The organism is Pseudomonas sp. ADAK21, from assembly GCF_012935735.1.
Classification (GTDB): domain Bacteria; phylum Pseudomonadota; class Gammaproteobacteria; order Pseudomonadales; family Pseudomonadaceae; genus Aquipseudomonas; species Aquipseudomonas proteolytica.
This window is the reverse complement of record NZ_CP052857.1, coordinates 1880155-1898094: the sequence shown is the minus strand read 5'-3', so window position 1 is coordinate 1898094 and position 17940 is coordinate 1880155. Positions and strand designations below refer to the sequence as shown.

18 protein-coding genes are annotated in these 17940 nt (G+C 60.3%); 11 read left to right on the top strand and 7 right to left on the bottom strand.

From position 1 onward, the window contains the following. Nucleotides 1–19 precede the first annotated feature (19 nt). The 7 genes from HKK57_RS08735 to HKK57_RS08705 all read left to right on the top strand — a co-directional run bounded on the left by HKK57_RS08735 (nt 20) and on the right by HKK57_RS08705 (nt 8908). Nucleotides 20–1003: a phosphate ABC transporter substrate-binding protein PstS gene (locus HKK57_RS08735; RefSeq protein WP_029289939.1), complete on the top strand. Its 984-nt coding sequence runs from the start codon at nt 20–22 to the stop codon at nt 1001–1003. A 486-nt stretch (nt 1004–1489) separates the two neighbouring features. Next, a complete protein-coding gene (locus HKK57_RS08730) occupies nt 1490–3523 on the top strand; it encodes an ABC transporter permease subunit (protein ID WP_178121984.1) in 2034 nt (677 codons plus the stop codon). Between the two features lie 15 nt (nt 3524–3538). Next, nucleotides 3539–5209, top strand: a complete 1671-nt coding sequence (pstA, locus tag HKK57_RS08725; RefSeq protein ID WP_029289935.1) for a phosphate ABC transporter permease PstA — start codon at nt 3539–3541, stop codon at nt 5207–5209. A gap of 164 nt (nt 5210–5373) precedes the next feature. Next, on the top strand, nt 5374–6207 hold the full coding sequence (pstB, locus tag HKK57_RS08720; RefSeq protein ID WP_029289934.1) for a phosphate ABC transporter ATP-binding protein PstB: 834 nt from the start codon (nt 5374–5376) through the stop codon (nt 6205–6207). A gap of 70 nt (nt 6208–6277) precedes the next feature. Further along, nucleotides 6278–7039 carry a phosphate signaling complex protein PhoU gene (gene phoU / locus HKK57_RS08715; protein ID WP_029289933.1) on the top strand — a complete coding sequence of 254 codons (762 nt, stop codon included), beginning with the start codon at nt 6278–6280 and terminating at the stop codon, nt 7037–7039. A 168-nt stretch (nt 7040–7207) separates the two neighbouring features. After that, nucleotides 7208–8107, top strand: a complete 900-nt coding sequence (locus HKK57_RS08710; RefSeq protein WP_070996696.1) for a response regulator — start codon at nt 7208–7210, stop codon at nt 8105–8107. Nucleotides 8108–8227: 120 nt separating this feature from the next. Further along, entirely contained in the window at nt 8228–8908 is a 681-nt protein-coding gene (locus HKK57_RS08705) for a M23 family metallopeptidase (RefSeq protein WP_029289931.1), read from the top strand. A 116-nt stretch (nt 8909–9024) separates the two neighbouring features. On the opposite strand, the gene HKK57_RS08700 is transcribed toward HKK57_RS08705, so the two are convergent. From HKK57_RS08700 to phoB, 3 genes are all read right to left on the bottom strand, one after another. Beyond that, nucleotides 9025–10365: a hemolysin family protein gene (locus HKK57_RS08700; RefSeq protein WP_029289929.1), complete on the bottom strand. Its 1341-nt coding sequence runs from the start codon at nt 10363–10365 to the stop codon at nt 9025–9027. A gap of 222 nt (nt 10366–10587) precedes the next feature. Then, nucleotides 10588–11874 (bottom strand): phosphate regulon sensor histidine kinase PhoR, encoded by a 1287-nt coding sequence (gene phoR, locus HKK57_RS08695; protein WP_186352305.1) that lies wholly within the window; start codon nt 11872–11874, stop codon nt 10588–10590. Nucleotides 11875–11955: 81 nt separating this feature from the next. Further along, on the bottom strand, nt 11956–12645 hold the full coding sequence (phoB, locus tag HKK57_RS08690; RefSeq protein WP_003176964.1) for a phosphate regulon transcriptional regulator PhoB: 690 nt from the start codon (nt 12643–12645) through the stop codon (nt 11956–11958). 152 nt (nt 12646–12797) lie between these two features. On the opposite strand from phoB, the gene HKK57_RS08685 reads away from it, so the two are divergent. Then, complete coding sequence (locus HKK57_RS08685; RefSeq protein WP_029289924.1) at nt 12798–13178, top strand: COG4315 family predicted lipoprotein; 381 nt, start codon at nt 12798–12800, stop codon at nt 13176–13178. A gap of 47 nt (nt 13179–13225) precedes the next feature. Here HKK57_RS08685 and ubiA read toward each other — a convergent pair whose 3' ends face one another. Further along, nucleotides 13226–14116, bottom strand: a complete 891-nt coding sequence (ubiA, locus tag HKK57_RS08680; RefSeq protein WP_029289922.1) for a 4-hydroxybenzoate octaprenyltransferase — start codon at nt 14114–14116, stop codon at nt 13226–13228. Further along, on the bottom strand, nt 14116–14679 hold the full coding sequence (locus tag HKK57_RS08675; protein WP_169390032.1) for a chorismate--pyruvate lyase family protein: 564 nt from the start codon (nt 14677–14679) through the stop codon (nt 14116–14118). The genes ubiA and HKK57_RS08675 overlap by 1 nt, the downstream gene beginning before the upstream one ends. A gap of 196 nt (nt 14680–14875) precedes the next feature. Here HKK57_RS08675 and HKK57_RS08670 point away from each other — a divergent pair, with 196 nt between their 5' ends. The 3 genes from HKK57_RS08670 to HKK57_RS08660 all read left to right on the top strand — a co-directional run bounded on the left by HKK57_RS08670 (nt 14876) and on the right by HKK57_RS08660 (nt 16696). Then, on the top strand, nt 14876–15043 hold the full coding sequence (locus tag HKK57_RS08670) for a rubredoxin (protein WP_029289917.1): 168 nt from the start codon (nt 14876–14878) through the stop codon (nt 15041–15043). A gap of 38 nt (nt 15044–15081) precedes the next feature. After that, nucleotides 15082–16230, top strand: a complete 1149-nt coding sequence (locus HKK57_RS08665) for an NAD(P)/FAD-dependent oxidoreductase (protein WP_169390031.1) — start codon at nt 15082–15084, stop codon at nt 16228–16230. A gap of 190 nt (nt 16231–16420) precedes the next feature. After that, nucleotides 16421–16696: an HU family DNA-binding protein gene (locus HKK57_RS08660; RefSeq protein ID WP_003213368.1), complete on the top strand. Its 276-nt coding sequence runs from the start codon at nt 16421–16423 to the stop codon at nt 16694–16696. A gap of 374 nt (nt 16697–17070) precedes the next feature. Here HKK57_RS08660 and HKK57_RS26930 read toward each other — a convergent pair whose 3' ends face one another. Together HKK57_RS26930 and HKK57_RS08650 are read right to left on the bottom strand one after the other, a co-directional pair. Then, complete coding sequence (locus HKK57_RS26930; RefSeq protein ID WP_224791152.1) at nt 17071–17253, bottom strand: SMI1/KNR4 family protein; 183 nt, start codon at nt 17251–17253, stop codon at nt 17071–17073. A 112-nt stretch (nt 17254–17365) separates the two neighbouring features. Beyond that, complete coding sequence (locus HKK57_RS08650; protein ID WP_169390030.1) at nt 17366–17935, bottom strand: Imm26 family immunity protein; 570 nt, start codon at nt 17933–17935, stop codon at nt 17366–17368. Nucleotides 17936–17940 lie beyond the last annotated feature (5 nt).

The window sequence follows — 17940 nt, the reverse complement described above, 5'->3', positions numbered from 1 at the left end:
TATCTGCTAGGAGTAAGGCATGAAACTGAAGCGTTTGATGGCGGCAATGACTTTTGTCGCTGCTGGCGTAGCCACTGCCAACGCGGTCGCCGCTGTTGACCCTGCGATCAAGCCCTACACCAAGACCTCTGGTGTATCGGGCAACCTGTCCAGTGTCGGCTCCGATACTCTGGCCAACCTCATGACTCTGTGGGCCGAGAACTACAAAAAAGAATACCCGAACGTCAACATCCAGATTCAAGCCGCCGGTTCTTCCACCGCGCCGCCTGCACTCACCGAAGGCACCGCTAACCTGGGCCCGATGAGCCGCAAGATGAAGGACAACGAACTGCAGGCTTTCGAGCAGAAGTACGGCTACAAGCCGACTGCTATCCCGGTGGCCGTGGACGCCCTGGCTGTATTCGTACACAAAGACAACCCGATCAAGCACCTGACCATGGCTCAAGTCGATGCCGTGTTCTCGTCGACTCGCCTGTGCGGCGCCAAGGCTGACGTCAAGACCTGGGGCGACCTGGGTGTGACCGGTGACCTGGCCAACAAGCCAGTGCAACTGTTCGGTCGCAACTCGGTATCCGGCACCTACGGCTACTTCAAGGAAGAAGCCCTGTGCAAAGGTGACTACAAGCCTAACGTCAACGAACAGCCAGGCTCGGCTTCGGTCGTGCAGTCCATCAGCTCTTCGCTCAACGGTATCGGTTACTCGGGCATCGGCTACAAGACAGCCAGCGTGAAAACCGTGGCCCTGGCCAAGAAAGAAGGCGGCGAGTTCGTCGAAGACACCGAAGAGAACGCCCTGAACGGCAAGTACCCGCTGTCGCGCTTCCTCTACGTGTACATCAACAAAGCCCCGAACAAGCCTCTGGCCCCGCTGGAAGCCGAGTTCGTGAAACTGGTTCTGTCCAAGCAGGGCCAGGAAGTTGTAGTCAAGGACGGCTACATCCCACTGCCAGCTAAAGTGGTCGAAAAGACACTGGCTGACCTGGGCTTGAAAGAAGGCAAATAAGCTACGGGGCCGGGTAAAGCCGGCCTTTTCTGTAGGAGCGAGCTTGCTCGCGAAAAGCGTTAACGATCACGCGCCGTCCCTGAGTCAACGCGGTGCCTTGACGTTTTTCGCGAGCAAGCTCGCTCCTACAGAAACTCCTAATTTTTCGGTCCGCTGCCAGCCCTGCTATGCGGCGGATTTCTTGCGTCACTGCATTGTCATCTTTCTGTCATACAGGATCGCTAGGGTGTGCGCATGAATGATCTGGCCAATTCCACCATGACGACGACTTCTCCTCCCAAGCGCATTGACTTCAATACGCCTGAGCTGCAACGCAAGCGCCGCATCCGCGCGCTCAAGGATCGCCTGACCCGTTGGTACGTGCTGGTCGGCGGTCTCGCCGTCCTCGGCGCTATCACCCTGATTTTCTTCTTCCTGGCCTACGTGGTCGCGCCGCTGTTCCAGGGTGCCAGCCTGACCAAGGGCGAGGCCCTGACTCCGGCCTGGATGCAGGATGCCGGCAAGCCGTTGCTGATCTCGCTGGAAGAACAGAACCAGGTGGCCATGCGGGTTTCCGACAAGGGCCAGGCATTGTTCTTCAGTGTCGAGTCCGGTGCTGAACTCAAGCGTGTCGACCTGGCCCTGCCAGCCGGCGCCAGTGTGGTGTCCATCGGTGAAGACCAGCCAGGCAGCCCGCTGGTGATCCTCGGCCTGTCCAATGGCCAGTCCCTGGTGTTCCGCCACTCTTATAAAGTGACCTACCCGGACGGCAAGAAGACCATCTCGCCCGAGATCGAATATCCATACGGCGAAACGCCGATGGTGCTCGATGACGGCGGTCGGCCGCTGGAGCATGTGGCCCTCAATGCTACCGACACCTCGCTGATCATTGCCGGTTCTGCTGGTTCGCACCTGAACGTGCTGTCGGTGAGCCGCGAAGAAAACATGATGACCGGCGAAGTTGTCAGCGAGCAGAAGCGTATCGAACTGCCGCAAATGACTGAGCCGGTGAAAGCGATTTTCGTCGATCCGCGCCAGCAATGGCTGTATGTGATCAACGGCCGCGCCCTGGCCGATGTGTTCAGCCTGCGGGACAACAGCCTCAACGGTCGCTACAAATTGTTGGAAGATGGCAACGCCGAAATCACCGCCAGCACTCAGTTGGTAGGCGGTATCTCGTTGATCGTCGGTAACTCCAAGGGTGGCCTGGCCCAGTGGTTCATGGCCCGCGACCCGGATGGCGAGCAACGTTTCAAGCAGATCCGCACCTTCCAGATGGGCACCACGCCTATCGTTGAAATCACCGCCGAAGAGCGTCGCAAAGGCTTCGTCGCCCTCGATGCCTCCGGCAAGTTCGGTGTGTTCCACAGCACCGCGCACCGCACCCTGCTGGTTGACCCGGTGGTCGAAGGCCAGGGCATCTTTGGCATGTCGCCACGGGCCAACCGTGTGATCGTCGAAGCCGACGGCAAGCTGCAGCCGCTGGAGCTCGACAACCCGCACCCGGAAGTGTCCTGGAGCGCGTTGTGGAGCAAGGTCTGGTACGAAAACTACGACGAGCCTAAATACGTCTGGCAATCGACCGCTGCCAACAGCGATTTCGAACCCAAGATGAGCCTGGCGCCACTGACCTTCGGTACGCTCAAGGCCGCGTTCTACGCGATGTTGCTGGCTGCGCCACTGGCCATTGCCGCGGCAATCTATACCGCATACTTCATGGCCCCGAGCCTGCGCCGCAAGGTTAAGCCGGTGATCGAGCTGATGGAAGCGATGCCAACCGTGATCCTCGGCTTCTTCGCCGGCCTGTTCCTGGCGCCGTATGTCGAAGGCCACCTGCCGGGTATTTTCAGCCTGCTGATGTTGCTGCCGATTGGCATCCTGCTGGCCGGCTTCATCTTCAGCCGGTTGCCTGAGTCGATCCGCCTGCGGGTACCGGATGGCTGGGAAAGCGCAATCCTGATCCCGGTGATCCTGTTTGTGGGCTGGCTCTCGCTGTACATGAGCCCGTACCTGGAAACCTGGTTCTTCGGTGGCGACATGCGCATGTGGATCTCCCACGACCTGGGCATCACCTACGACCAGCGCAACGCCCTGGTTGTCGGCCTGGCCATGGGTTTTGCAGTGATCCCGAACATCTACTCCATCGCCGAAGACGCCGTGTTCAGTGTGCCGCGGGGCCTGACCCTGGGTTCCCTGGCCCTGGGCGCTACGCCATGGCAGACCATGACCCGCGTCGTGTTGCTGACCGCCAGCCCAGGGATTTTCTCGGCGCTGATGATCGGCATGGGCCGTGCGGTGGGTGAAACCATGATCGTGCTGATGGCCACTGGTAACACCCCGGTCATGGAAATGAACCTGTTCGAAGGCCTGCGAACGCTCGCAGCCAACGTCGCAGTGGAAATGCCCGAGTCGGAAGTGGGCGGCAGTCATTACCGCGTGCTGTTCCTCTCGGCGCTGGTGCTGCTGCTGTTCACTTTCATCATGAACACCCTCGCCGAGCTGATCCGTCAGCGTCTGCGCAAGAAATACTCGTCGCTTTAAGAAAGGTAGAAGTCTGTGAAACAGAACTCCCTGAATGGATGGTTCAAGAGCGGCGCCCCAGGCGTCTGGATCAGCGGTGGTGCGGTGGCCATCGCGGTCATCATGACCATTGGTTTGCTGGCTGTGATTGCCGTGCGCGGCTTGGGTCACTTCTGGCCAGCCGACCTGATCCAGGCCAACTACAACGTGCCGGGCCAGGCCAACCACATCGTCATCGGCGAAGTGGTACAGAAAGAACAAGTGCCGCGCGAGCGCCTGAAAAGCGCCGGCCTGCCGGTGCCGGACGAAGGTCCGGAGTTCATGACCCGCGAGCTGATCAAGGTCGGCAACCGTGACTTGAACGGCAACGACTTCACGTGGATCGTCGGCGAGTGGCTGACCAACCAGACCACGCCTGTCGAGTTGATGGCCATCGAGCGTCGTGAGTGGGGCAACTTCTACGGCACCCTGGTCAACGTCAAGCAGGATGGCAAAGTCGTCGCCGAAGGCGAGGCTGCGTGGCCAGAGCTGCAGGCGCGGGTTGAGCGGGTGAACAAGCTGGCCGCCGATCTCAAGACCCTTGAGAAGAGCGATATTGGCGCGATCAACGCAGGTCTTGAGCGTATCCGCCTGCACGGTCGCAAACTGGAGCTCAGCGGCAAGCTCGACGCCGCCGCCCAGGCCGACATGGATGCTGATCGCGCCGAGCTGAATGCGCGTTACCAGGCCATCGAGGCACGCCTGACCGACCTGCACGCCCAGTTCAACCGCGACAGCCTCACGGCCCGCGATGCCAACGGCAAAGAGCTTGAAATCAACATCGGCCACGTGGTGCACGCCTACCAGCCGAACGCCATGGGCACCCTGACCAAGATGGGCTTCTATGTCAGCAAGGTCTGGGAATTCCTCAGCGATGACCCGCGTGAAGCCAACACCGAAGGCGGGATTTTCCCGGCGATCTTCGGCACCGTGATGATGACCCTGATCATGGCGATGATCGTGACCCCGTTCGGCGTACTGGCGGCGGTCTACCTGCGTGAATACGCCAAGCAGAACACCTTGACCCGCATCATCCGCATCGCGGTGAACAACCTGGCGGGTGTCCCGGCGATTGTCTACGGTGTGTTCGGCCTGGGCTTCTTCGTCTACGTGCTGGGTGGTTCGGTGGACCGGTTGTTCTTCCCCGAAGCCCTGCCGGCGCCGACCTTCGGTACGCCGGGCCTGTTGTGGGCCTCGCTGACCCTGGCGCTGCTGGCGGTGCCGGTGGTGATCGTGGCCACCGAAGAAGGCCTGGCACGTATCCCGCGTACCGTGCGCGAAGGCTCCCTGGCACTGGGCGCGACCAAGGCGGAAACGCTGTGGAAAATCGTCCTGCCCATGGCCAGCCCGGCGATGATGACCGGCATGATCCTGGCCGTGGCGCGCGCCGCCGGTGAAGTGGCACCGCTGATGCTGGTGGGTGTGGTGAAGCTGGCACCGTCGCTGCCGCTGGACGGCAACTACCCGTACCTGCACCTGGATCAGAAGATCATGCACCTGGGCTTCCATATCTACGACGTCGGCTTCCAGAGCCCCAACGTCGAGGCGGCACGTCCGCTGGTGTACGCCACCGCGTTCCTGCTGGTGCTGGTGATCGCCACGCTGAACCTGTCGGCGGTATGGATTCGTAACCACCTGCGCGAGAAATACAAGGCGCTGGATAGCTGACACGGTCCAATGTGGGAGCTGGCTTGCCTGCGATGCAGACGACGCGGTGTATCAGTAAGACCGCAGTGATGCCATCGCAGGCAAGCCAGCTCCCACAGACACAGAATTTGAGTAAGCCGCTCCGGCGGTTCAACGAAACGAATTGGTAGCACAGGGAGCATCCCATGCAACATGAAACCCATTCCCACGGCATCAACATGTCAGCCCTGGGTCGCGACAAGCAAAGCCTGAGCCTGGCCGAAGAAACCGTAGCCATCGAAGTCCCGGGCCTGAGCCTGTACTACGGTGAGAAGCAGGCGTTGTTCGACGTCAGCATGAACATCCCCAAGCAGCGCGTGACCGCCTTTATCGGCCCCTCGGGCTGCGGCAAGTCCACGCTGCTGCGCACCTTCAACCGCATGAACGACCTGGTGGACGGTTGCCGTGTGGAAGGCGCGATCAACCTCTACGGCAGCAACATCTACCGCAAGGGCGAAGACGTGGCCGAGCTGCGTCGTCGGGTGGGCATGGTGTTCCAGAAGCCCAACCCGTTCCCCAAGACCATTTACGAAAACGTGGTCTACGGCCTGCGCATCCAGGGCATCAACAAAAAGCGCATCCTCGACGAAGCAGTCGAGTGGGCCCTTAAAGGCGCGGCGCTGTGGGACGAGGTCAAGGACCGCCTGCACGAATCGGCCCTCGGCCTGTCCGGCGGCCAGCAGCAGCGCTTGGTGATTGCCCGTACCATCGCCGTGGAGCCTGAAGTGCTGCTGCTCGACGAACCGTGCTCGGCACTCGACCCGATCTCGACGCTGAAAGTCGAAGAGCTGATCTACGAGCTCAAGTCCAAGTTCACCATCGTCATCGTGACCCACAACATGCAACAGGCGGCGCGGGTTTCCGACTACACCGCGTTCATGTACATGGGCAAACTGGTGGAGTTCGGTGACACCGACACCCTGTTCACTAATCCGGCGAAGAAGCAGACCGAAGACTACATCACCGGTCGCTACGGCTAGGAAGCTGTGGTTCTGATTGCACTGACGCTGCGGTTCTCCGCACCTTACCGGACGCTCCAAGGACGCCAACATGATTAGCAAAGAAGGCCTTACCCACCACATCTCCGCGCAGTTCAACGCCGAGCTTGAGGAAGTGCGCAGCCACCTCCTGGCCATGGGCGGGCTGGTGGAGAAGCAAGTCAATGATGCGGTGACCGCGCTGATCGAGGCCGACTCGGGCCTTGCCCAGCAAGTGCGCGAGATCGACGACCAGATCAACCAGATGGAGCGCAACATCGACGAGGAATGCCTGCGCATCCTCGCCCGTCGCCAGCCGGCGGCGTCCGACCTGCGTTTGATCATCAGCATTTCCAAGTCGGTGATCGATCTGGAGCGTATCGGTGACGAAGCCACCAAGATCGCCCGTCGCGCCATCCAGTTGTGCGAAGAAGGCGAAGCGCCGCGCGGTTATGTCGAAGTGCGTCATATCGGCGACCAGGTGCGCAACATGGTCCGCGATGCGCTGGATGCCTTTGCCCGTTTCGACGCCGACCTGGCGTTGTCGGTGGCCCAGTACGACAAGATCATCGACCGCGAATACAAGACAGCCCTGCGTGAGCTGGCGACCTACATGATGGAAGACCCGCGCTCCATCTCGCGGGTGTTGAGCATCATCTGGGTGTTGCGCTCCCTGGAACGGATCGGCGACCACGCGCGCAATATCTCGGAATTGGTCATCTACCTGGTACGCGGCACCGACGTTCGGCACATGGGCCTCAAGCGCATGAAAGCCGAAGTTGAAGGCACGGCCGATCAAATCCCTAATGTTCCGGACGAATCTGACGATAAGTAAGATTGCCCGAGAAATAAACGCCCGGCCTCTGGTCGGGCGTTTGCGTTTGTGGCGTATGAGTTTTGCGCTGCGGGCAGCCATAAAGTCCCGGCGTGACTGACGAGTTTTTGGCAAAATGCCATCAGTTAAGCGTTTTGCTTGCCGGGGTTTTGAGAGGATGAAGGGTCGATGAGTAAAGTCAGTGTATTGGTGGTGGATGACGCCTCGTTTATTCGCGACCTGGTGAAGAAGTGCCTGCGTAACTACTTCCCCGGTATCAAGATTGAAGATGCGGTAAACGGCAAAAAGGCCCAGGCCATCCTGATGCGCGAAACCTTCGACATGGTGCTGTGCGACTGGGAAATGCCGGAAATGTCGGGTCTGGAATTGTTGACCTGGTGCCGTGAGCAGCCGCAGCTCAAGTCCATGCCGTTTGTCATGGTCACCAGCCGCGGTGACAAGGAAAACGTGGTCCAGGCCATCCAGGCCGGCGTCTCCGGCTACGTCAGCAAGCCGTTCACCAACGAGCAGTTGCTGAACAAGGTCAAGCAGGCCCTGAACAAGATCGGGCGCCTCGACGCCTTGCTGGCCAGCGCACCGACCAAGATGAACTCGGCTTTTGGCAACGACTCCCTCAGCGCCCTGACCGGCGGCAAGCCCGAAGCGGTCAAGCCAGCCCCGGTGGCCGCGCCGAGCAAAGGCCTGCTCAACAGCCCGCCCGTGCAGGCCGCCGCCGCACCGTCGGCCGCCAGCGGTCGTGGCCAGGGCCAGTTGCGCCTGTCCAGTGGCACCCAGCAATGCGTGATCAAGGGCCTGAGCATCAAGGAGGCGTTGTTGGTGGTGCGCCGTGGCGACGTGCTGCCCCAAGTGCTGGAAAGCGCAGTGCTCGACCTGGAGCAAGGCGAGAACGCTGAAACCGCACGCCTCAACGGCTACCTGCACGCGATCGTCGCCTACGAACCGCGACCCGACAGCGACTGGCTGCAACTGACCTTCCGCTTTATCGACCAGGACGCGCAGAAGCTCGACTACATCTCCCGCCTGATCGCCCGAGGCACAGCGCAGAAGCATTTTGTGCCGGGTGCCTGAACCAACCCCCTGATCCCTGTAGGAGCCGGCAAGCCGGCTCCTACAGGGGCGTCGGTCCACACAACAGTGTCATGAACCCTTGCTAGCCTGCCGGTCAGTCATACCTGGCAGGTTTATCCGATGCTTGTACGTTTTCTGTTGTTTTGTGGCCTGTGCGCAGTCGCTTCATCGACCCTGGCCATGACCCTCTATCGTTCCACCGATGCCCGTGGCGTGGTGTTTTTCAGCGACCAGAAGACCCCTGGCGCCCAAGCCTTTGTGTTCCAGGAGCGCCGTGCGGTGCCGGTGAAGCGCCAGGTGCTTGATCCCCAGCCGCTGCGTAACCTGCGGCCAGCGCAGTCGCAGCGTTACCCGTTGCCCTGGCGCGGCGGGCCGTTTCGCCTGACCCAGGGCCCTGGCGGCACGTTCAGCCACTCTGACGTCAAGAGCCGCTACGCCATGGACATCGCCATGCCCGAAGGCACGCCGATCATCGCTGCGCGGGGCGGGGTCGTGGTGAAAACGGAGAATAGCCAATCGGGGCGGGGCAGTGACCCGTCGGGCAACTTCGTGCGGGTGTTGCACGATGACGGCACCCAGAGTGTGTATCTGCACCTCAAGCTGGGGTCGGTCAGTGTCAGGGAAGGGCAGCGGGTGGCGGTGGGCAGCCCGTTGGCGCTGTCGGGCAATACCGGCAACAGCAGTGGGCCACACCTGCATTTTGTGGTGCAGCGCGATACGGGGGCGGGGTGGGTGTCGATTCCGTATGAGTTCACGCAGCCGGTACAGGCGTTGCCCGACTTTGCGTCGGGCACGCGGTAAGGCTTTTGTAGGAGCGAGCTTGCTCGCGAAAAACCTGAGGGCGCTGCCGGGTGTCAGGATCCCAGCGTTATCGTTAACGTCCTTCGCGAGCAAGCTCGCTCCTACAGGGGGTTGCCTTAATCGAGCATCAGTACTTTGGCCAGGACGATTTTCGGCCCTTTCATCTTCTTGATGATGATCCGCAGGCCTTCCACTTCCAGCACTTCTTCCTCTTCCGGCACCCGGTTCAGGGTGTCGTAGATCAAGCCGGCGAGGGTTTCGGCCTCGATGTGGTCCAGGTCGATGCCCAGCAGGCGCTCGATCTTGAACAGTGGTGTGTCACCACGTACCAGCAGCTTGCCCGGCTGGTAGGCGAGGATGCCGCGCTCGGCCTTGCGGTGTTCGTCCTGGATATCGCCCACCAGCACTTCCAGCACGTCTTCCATGGTCAGGTAGCCGATGATATTGCCGTCGGCTTCTTCAACCAGGGCAAAGTGCGCGCCGCCTTTGCGAAACTGCTCCAGCAACTGCGACAGCGGCATGTGCCGCGACACGCGCTCCAATGGGCGGGTCAGCTCGGCCAGGTTGAACGACTCGGGAATATGATCCAGGGCCGCCAGTTCCAGCAGTAGGTCCTTGATGTGCAGCAGGCCGACAAACTCACCGCGCACGGGGTCGTACACCGGGTAGCGGCTGAATTTGTGGCGGCGGAACAGCGCGAGGATTTCCTTGAGCGGCGCGTTGAAGTCCAGGGTCACCAGGTCTTCCCGGGAGTTGGCCCAGTCCACCACTTCCAGCTCACCCATTTCCACGGCCGAGGCCAACACGCGCATGCCTTGGTCGCTCGGGTCCTGGCCACGGCTGGAGTGCAGGATCAGCTTGAGCTCTTCGCGACTGTAATGGTGCTCGTGATGGGGGCCGGGCTCGCCCTGGCCGGCGATGCGCAGGATCGCGTTGGCGCTGGCGTTGAGCAGGTAGATGGCCGGGTACATCGCCCAGTAGAACAGGTACAGCGGCACCGCGGTCCACAGCGACAGCAGCTCGGGCTTGCGAATGGCCCAGGACTTGGGCGCCAGCTCACCGACCACGATGTGCAGGTACGAAATCACGAAGAAGGCGGCGAAGAACGACACGCCCTTGATGACTTCAGGCGACTCGACGCCCATGGCCCCCAGCAACGGCTCCAGGATGTGCGCAAAAGCCGGCTCACCGACCCAGCCCAAGCCCAGGGAGGCGAGGGTGATACCCAACTGACAGGCCGACAGATACGCGTCGAGCTGGCTGTGTACGGTGCGCAGGATCTGCCCGCGCCAGCCGTTGGTGTGGGCGATGGCCTCGACCCGGGTGGAGCGCAGTTTGACCATGGCAAATTCCGCCGCAACGAAGAAACCGTTGAGCAGTACCAGGATCAGTGCAAAAAGAATCATGCCGAAATCGGCGAAGAGTGTCGCGAGGGTGATACCAGGGGAAGGGTCCATGATGGGGTTTTGCGGGTTCCGTGTATTCAAAAAGGGGTGATGGCTGTGCCTCAAGGGCGGGCACAAGTCAGGCAATGTAGCGGCTGAAGGGGCGCTTGCCTAGTGGCGGCTGCCGGGTGGGGGCGCGAATGCATGCTGCATAGGGCTTATGTGGGATGCGATAGAACCAAGCAGATAGTCCTGTTGTGGCAAGCCCGCTCGCCACAGGGGTATAGCTTCAGATTATTCCTTCGCCGCAATTGCCTGCGAGCGGCTGACCTGGGTCGGCGCAAAGTGGCAGGTAAAAGTGCTGCCATGTCCCAGTACGCTGCTGATTTCCAGGCGGGCCCGATGGCGCAACAGCACGTGCTTGACGATCGCCAGCCCCAGCCCGGTGCCACCGGTGTTGGAGTTGCGGCTGGAATCGACGCGGTAGAAACGCTCGGTCAGGCGTGGCAAATGCTTGCTGTCGATCCCAATCCCCGAATCCTGCACGCTCAGGTGTGCACCCTGCTGGTCGGCCCACCAGCGGATGCGGATCGTGCCTTTGTCCTGGGTGTACTTCACGGCGTTGAACACCAGGTTGGAGAAAGCGCTGCGCAATTCGCCCTCGCTGCCCTTGAGCAGCACCGACGGGTCAGCTTCCAGGGTGATGTGCTGGCCGCGTTCGCCGGACAGGGCCTGGGCATCGTTCTTGATGGTCTGCAGCAGGCTCTGTACGGCCACGGGATGGTTGTCCGAGGGGTAGTCGGTGGCTTCCAGCTTAGCCAGCAGCAACAGGTCGTTGAGCAGCGTCTGCATGCGTGAGCCTTGTTGCTGCATTTGCTGCAGGGCACGGCTCCAGCGCGGGTTGACCTCTTCGACGTTGTCCAGCAGCGTCTCCAGGTAGCCGCAGATCACTGTCAGGGGCGTGCGCAATTCATGGGAGACGTTGGCGACGAAATCCTTGCGCATTTGTTCCAACTGATGGATGCGGGTCACGTCGCGCACCAGCATCAAGTGTTCGTTGTTGCCGTAGCGCGTGAGGTACAGCTGGATGCGCACCCGGTCGTTGGTGGGCGACGGAATTTCCAGGGCTTCTTCGTAGTTGTCCTGCTCGAAGTATTCCTTGAACCGCGGATGACGCACCAGGTTGGTCACTGGCTGGCCGCTGTCCTGGGGTGTCTTGAGGCCCAGCAGGGTCTCGGCGGCGCGGTTCCACCATTCCAGGTTGCCGTCGCTGTCGAGCATGATCACCGCGTCCTTGAGCGCGGCGGTCGACTCCTGGACCCGGTCGATCACCGCTTGCAGGCGGCCGCGTACCCGTTGGTCGCGGCGTTGCAGGTGGTAGATGCTATCGAACACCTCGCCCCACAGGCCATAGCCGTCGGGTGGCGCTTCGTCGGGTTTGTGCTGGCGCAGCCACTCGTGCAGGCGCAGCAATTGCTTGAGGGTCCAGCCCAGGTAGAGGCCCAGGCCGATGGCCAGGCTCCAGCCGTAGTAGCCGCTGATCAGGCCGACCAACAGGCAGCCGGTGACCAGTAGGAGCATGTGGCGGATCAGGGTGCCATGCCAGTTTTGATTCACTTGAACATGCGTCCTTGTCGGCTGTTAAGTCTGGATAGGGCTGGCTCAGCCTTTGGTGGAAAACCGATAACCGGTACCGCGCACGGTTTGTACCAGATTCTCATAGGCATCGCCCAAGGCTTTGCGCAGGCGGCGGATATGCACGTCCACGGTGCGCTCCTCGACATACACGTTGCCGCCCCACACCTGGTCCAGCAGTTGGCCGCGGGTGTAGGCGCGTTCCTGGTGGGTCATGAAGAACTGCAACAAGCGGTATTCGGTAGGGCCCATCTCGGCCGGCTTGCCGTCGATGGTCACGCGGTGGCTGATCGGGTCCAGCAGCAGGCCGCCGACTTCAATCGGTGCCTCGCCATCGGTCGGGCCAGCGCGGCGCAGCACGGCCTTCAGACGTGCGACCAGTTCCCGTGGGGAAAATGGCTTGGTGATGTAGTCATCGGCACCCACTTCCAGGCCCTGGATCTTGTTGTCCTCTTCGCCCTTGGCGGTGAGCATGATGATCGGGATATCCCCGGTCAGCTCATCGCGCTTGAGACGCCGGGCCAATTCGATGCCGGAGGTGCCGGGCAGCATCCAGTCCAGCAGGATCAGGTCCGGCTTGCGGTCGACGATAATGGCGTGGGCCTGCTGGGAGTTCTCTGCCTCCAGGCAGTCATAGCCGGCCATTTCCAACGCAACGGCGATCATTTCGCGAATGGGCGCTTCGTCGTCAACGATCAGAATGCTCCTGCCAACCATGCTAAGTCCTCTTGTCATTTAACTGTCTTGCGCCGCATTAGATAACGGAATTATTGCAGTCGTGTGACAGTATTTTACTGGCCTGCGCAATCGGCCTAGTCCTGAACTACGCTTTGAGTCCGAATCCTGACAACCGCAAAAGGAAGGTTCTGATGACTCAGCGTATTTTTTCGTGGAAAGCCCTGCTGGTCACGGCGGCGTTGACGCTGCCGACACTGGCTGTCGCGGCAGACCCCGCCATGACTAAAGACGGGATGTTGGTGGATCACAAGGGGATGGCGCTCTATACCTTCGCCAAGGATGCTGATGGCAAGTCTGCCTGCAATGACAAGTGCGCCACCAACTGGCCGCCGTTGAAGGCGGAGTCCACCGATAAGCCAATGGGCAAGTGGACCGTCATCACCCGTGACGACAACACCAGCCAGTGGGCCTATGACGGCAAGCCGCTGTACACCTTCATTGCCGACAAGAACGCTGGCGATGCGACCGGTGACGGCAAAATGGATGGCGCCTGGAAGATCGCCAAACCCTGAGCTCCCCTGTAGGAGCCGGCAAGCCGGCTCCTACAAGGTACAGGGCATTACCTGAAGGCGTAGTCGGCCACAATCCCGACAAAAATCGCCAATCCCGCCCAATGGTTGTGCAAAAACGCCTTGAAGCATTTCATCCGGTCCCGATCCCGGGTGTACCAGAACTCCCAGGCAAAACACCCTGCCGCCGCCACTAGCCCCAGATGGAACCAGCCACCCAGTTCGAAGCGCGAGCCCGCCAGCAGCAGGCAGAGCAGCGCCAGCCCCTGCAGGGTGAGGATGATGATCCGGTCGGCATCGCCAAACAGGATCGCGGTGGATTTGACGCCGATTTTCAGATCGTCATCGCGGTCGGTCATCGCGTAATAGGTGTCGTACGCCACCGTCCACAGCAAGTTGGCGATATACAGCAGCCAGGCAATGGCCGGCAGGCTGCCGGTCTCGGCGGTAAACGCCATGGGCATGCCCCAGGAAAACGCCGCGCCCAGCACCACCTGCGGGTAATAGGTGTAGCGCTTCATGAACGGATAACTGACAGCCAGCGCCAGGCCGCCCAGGGACAGCCAGATGGTGGCGGTGTTGGTCAGCAGCACCAGCAGGAAACTGATGGCCATCAGCACCGCAAAGAACACCAGGGCTTCTTTGGAACTGATCTTGCCGCTCGCCAGCGGGCGTTGCGCGGTGCGCTTCACATGGCCGTCGACCTTGCGGTCAGCCCAGTCATTGATCACACAACCTGCCGCCCGGGTCAGTGTCACGCCCAAGACAAAAATCACGATATTGCTCAACGACGGCGAGCCCTTGCCGGCGATCCACAGCGCCCACAAGGTGGGCCACAGCAGCAGATAGATGCCGATGGGCTTGTCCATCCGGGTCAATTGAACGAAGTCCCAGGCCCGTGGGTTCAGGCGGTTCAGGGATTGGAGCAGGCGCTGGTACATCAGCAATTCTCCGCAGATTGGTGCACCGCTTGCCACAGGCTTGGCAGGAACACTTCCGCCACCAGAACACTCAACGCGCCGCGATCAAAGCGCGAGCGTCGCGCCCATAAGCCATTGGCTTGATCCGCCTTCGGCAGCCAGGCGCGTGGGTAGTGGCAGACCTCGATGGCCTGGCGGGTGAACGCCTGGTCACAAAACAGCAACTCACCCAGGGAGCGACTGCCCAACTCATCCATATGCAGGCCGTCGCCCTGCAAGGCACTACGGGCCGCCACGCTGCGGGCGAACACCCAGGCCTGGCCGTGACCGCGCAAATACACCTCGCGTACCCAGCCAATACTGGCCGCTGGCAGGTCGAGGGCGGCGCATTCGTCGTCTCGCAGGGGCTGCCAGCCTTCGAACAGTGGCGTGACGCTGAAACCATCGTTGGACAGGTTCGTCAGGCGGCGGGTCAGTGAGCCCTCATCGAACAGCCAGTCGAGGGCAGGAGGCGCGGGCAGAGGGTGCAGAAGGCTCTGGTTCAGCCATTGGCAAGCATCGGGAACGGCAATCGAATGCGGCACGGGGAGTCATTATTGGCAGTTAATGAGGCGCCGAGCTTACCATGGTCACCCGAATTTTTGCCGGGCTGCGCCGGGACATTGGGTCGAACGTGCTTGCATCTGGGCGCCCCGATCAGTACAAAACGCCCTGAGCCGGACGGCAATGCTGGATCTATCGACTGTCGGCCAGTAAGCCTGGACCCTGAGGAAACAAGTAATGAAGAAGTGGCAATGTGTAGTCTGCGGCCTGATCTACAACGAAGCAGACGGTTGGCCGGATGATGGGATCGCCCCAGGCACCCCGTGGCAGGACGTCCCGGAAGACTGGCTGTGCCCGGACTGCGGCGTCGGCAAAATGGATTTCGAAATGATCGAAATCGGTTGATTCGCTGAATTTTACAAACGTACTACAAGGAGAATGGAATGAGCGCACCTGTCGTGATCATCGGTACGGGCTTGGCTGGTTACAACCTGGCTCGGGAGTTTCGCAAGCTCGACAGCGAAACCCCGCTGTTGCTGATCACAGCAGATGACGGGCGTTCCTACTCCAAGCCCATGCTCTCCACCGGTTTCGGCAAAAACAAGGATGCCGATGGCCTGAGCATGGCAACCCCTGGCGCGATGGCCGAGCAGCTGAAGGCCGAAGTGCGCACCCATACCCGAATCAGCGGGATCGACCCCGGTCACAAGCGCCTGTGGATCGGCGAGGAGGCGGTGGTCTACCGCGACCTGATCCTGGCCTGGGGTGCCCAGACGGTACAGGTACCGGTGGAGGGTGATGCCGCTGAACTGATTTTCCCGATCAACGACCTGGAAGACTATGCGCGCTTCCGCCACGCCGCCGCCGGCAAGCGCCGTGTGCTGCTATTGGGTGCGGGGCTGATCGGCTGTGAATTTGCCAACGACCTGATCCTGGGCGGCTACACCATCGACCTGGTAGCGCCCTGCGAGCAAGTCATGCCGACCCTGCTGCACCCGGCAGCAGCTGCAGCGGTGCAGGCCGGGCTCGAAGGCCTCGGTGCGCGCTTCCACCTGGGGCCGGTGCTCAACCGCCTGCAGCGCACGGCTGACGGGCTGGAAGCCCACCTGTCCGATGGCACGCTGATTGAGTGCGACTTGGTGGTGTCGGCTATTGGCTTGCGCCCACGGGTGGACCTGGCGGCTGCGGCCGGCCTGCAAATCAACCGCGGGATCGTGGTCGACCGCCACCTCAAGACCTCCCACGCCAATATCTACGCCCTAGGCGACTGCGCCGAAGTCGATGGCCTGAACCTGCTGTACGTCATGCCCCTGATGAGCTGCGCCCGCGCCTTGGCCCAGACCCTGGCGGGCAACGCCACGGCGGTCAACTACGGGCCGATGCCGGTCACGGTAAAAACCCCGGCGTGCCCGCTGGTGGTCTCGCCACCGCCACGGGGCACCGAAGGCGTGTGGAGCGTCGAAGGGCAGGGCGGGGACATCAAGGCCTTGTGCCGCGACGCCAGCGGCCGCCTGCTGGGCTACGCGCTTACCGGCACGGCAGTCATGGAAAAACTGGCCCTGAATAAGGAACTTCCGCCACTGCTGGCGTAAATGCTGGTCGTTCTGTCGGAATAACCACCTTTTTCCCCCTAGAAAGGTCGCCGGGAGACTGGCGCAGGCACCAATGGCATGCCATCCTCACTCCCGTCTGCCGCAGAGTAGAGCCTGCGGCGCCTTGGCGCTGCTCCAGCAGAGAGCAGCACGGACATAACAACAAAAAACCGTCAAAGAGGCTTCACCTATGCGTAAACCAGAACTCGCAGCCGCCATTGCAGAAAAAGCAGACCTGACCAAAGAACAGGCCAACCGCGTCCTCAACGCCGTACTTGAAGAAATCACCGGCGCCTTGCATCGCAAAGACAGCGTCACCCTGGTTGGTTTCGGCACCTTCCTGCAACGCCACCGTGGCGCCCGCACCGGCAAGAACCCGCAAACCGGCGAGCCGGTGAAAATCAAGGCGAGCAACACCGTAGCGTTCAAACCGGGCAAGTCGCTCAAAGACAGCGTCAACCCGTAAGCGCGGCACCGTCTCGAAGGGAGGCGGGGAGGTATGAAAAATGGGCACGCCGACTGGGTCGGGTGCCCATTTTTGTTGGGGCGTATCATCGTTGAACCGCGACAGCAGGCGTTGTGCGGCCCTGTTTACTAAAACAAGTACAACACTACTATCCGTTTGTTAGTTCAGTCATGAACTCTTCAAATGATTCGCAAACAAATACCAGTTCTTCCTCATCCATCAAGTACAGGTAGAGGTATCCAAAGTCATTTCCTTGACTGACAAGAGAAATGAATTTCCGACTCTGACATAAGCAAAACGGATCATTTGTTTTAATGATGGAATATCGTCAGTTAAATCTTTATAGATTGTTTTTACCGTTGCATCACCATATTTTATAGGTGTAAAACCGCCCAGAAAAAATCATTATCATCATTGCTGTCAGACAGATCGCCGCCGTTGTGCTTAAGATAAAACTGTCTGAAGGCCGCCGGTAATTGCGCACGGAATATTTCCTGGAACTCGTTCAGTTCCCGTACAGAAAGGGACTGCTGGGAATCTTCAAGTTTCAGCCGCATTTGGGGGCTCCTTTTGTTCCACTCTTAAAGCGACCTGCTGTAGGAAGCAGCAGGACGGGTTGGCTTTTAACCTTCACTTGAGACTGGCTAATGGGTGCTGCCTTTTCCCCTGTTATTTACTCTTGAACAGCAACTGCATGCTGTGCGCTGCCTTGTTTACCCGGTCAAGGGCAACGTTGTTATCAACCCGCAAGTCTTCCGGTAAATCAAAGTGCCCCATGCATTCATTTTCCTTGATGGCTCCTCGTAGATGAGCAATAACGCGAAAAACAATATGGTCCATTCGCCAGCAAATGGGCGGCTCTATCCCCGAAAGTTGATCTGCGGTCGCTGGATGGCTGGTACCACCCATCCAGACTCGTCTTTCAAAGGCGAATTGGATTTTGTCGTAATGGGAGTCGGATTTTTTATACCCGGGATCACTGAAAAGTATCTTCCAGCGCGGAATGCCCGAAAAGCGCATGCTGCAGAATATCGGCCTGAATAATCGGCGCGACGTGTCTACTTGCTCGATAGAGGCAGGGATCTGTGTATAAAAATGGGCGAACACCTCGATCAAATGGCCGAGCGCTGGTGGTATGAGCTCAATGTAGCGGGCGATCACGAAGCCCAGTTCATCGTTTGCATTGAGGGCCGGGATGTAAAATAAATCGCCGGGCTTAGGTGCCGTCAGAGCCTTCATGAGTT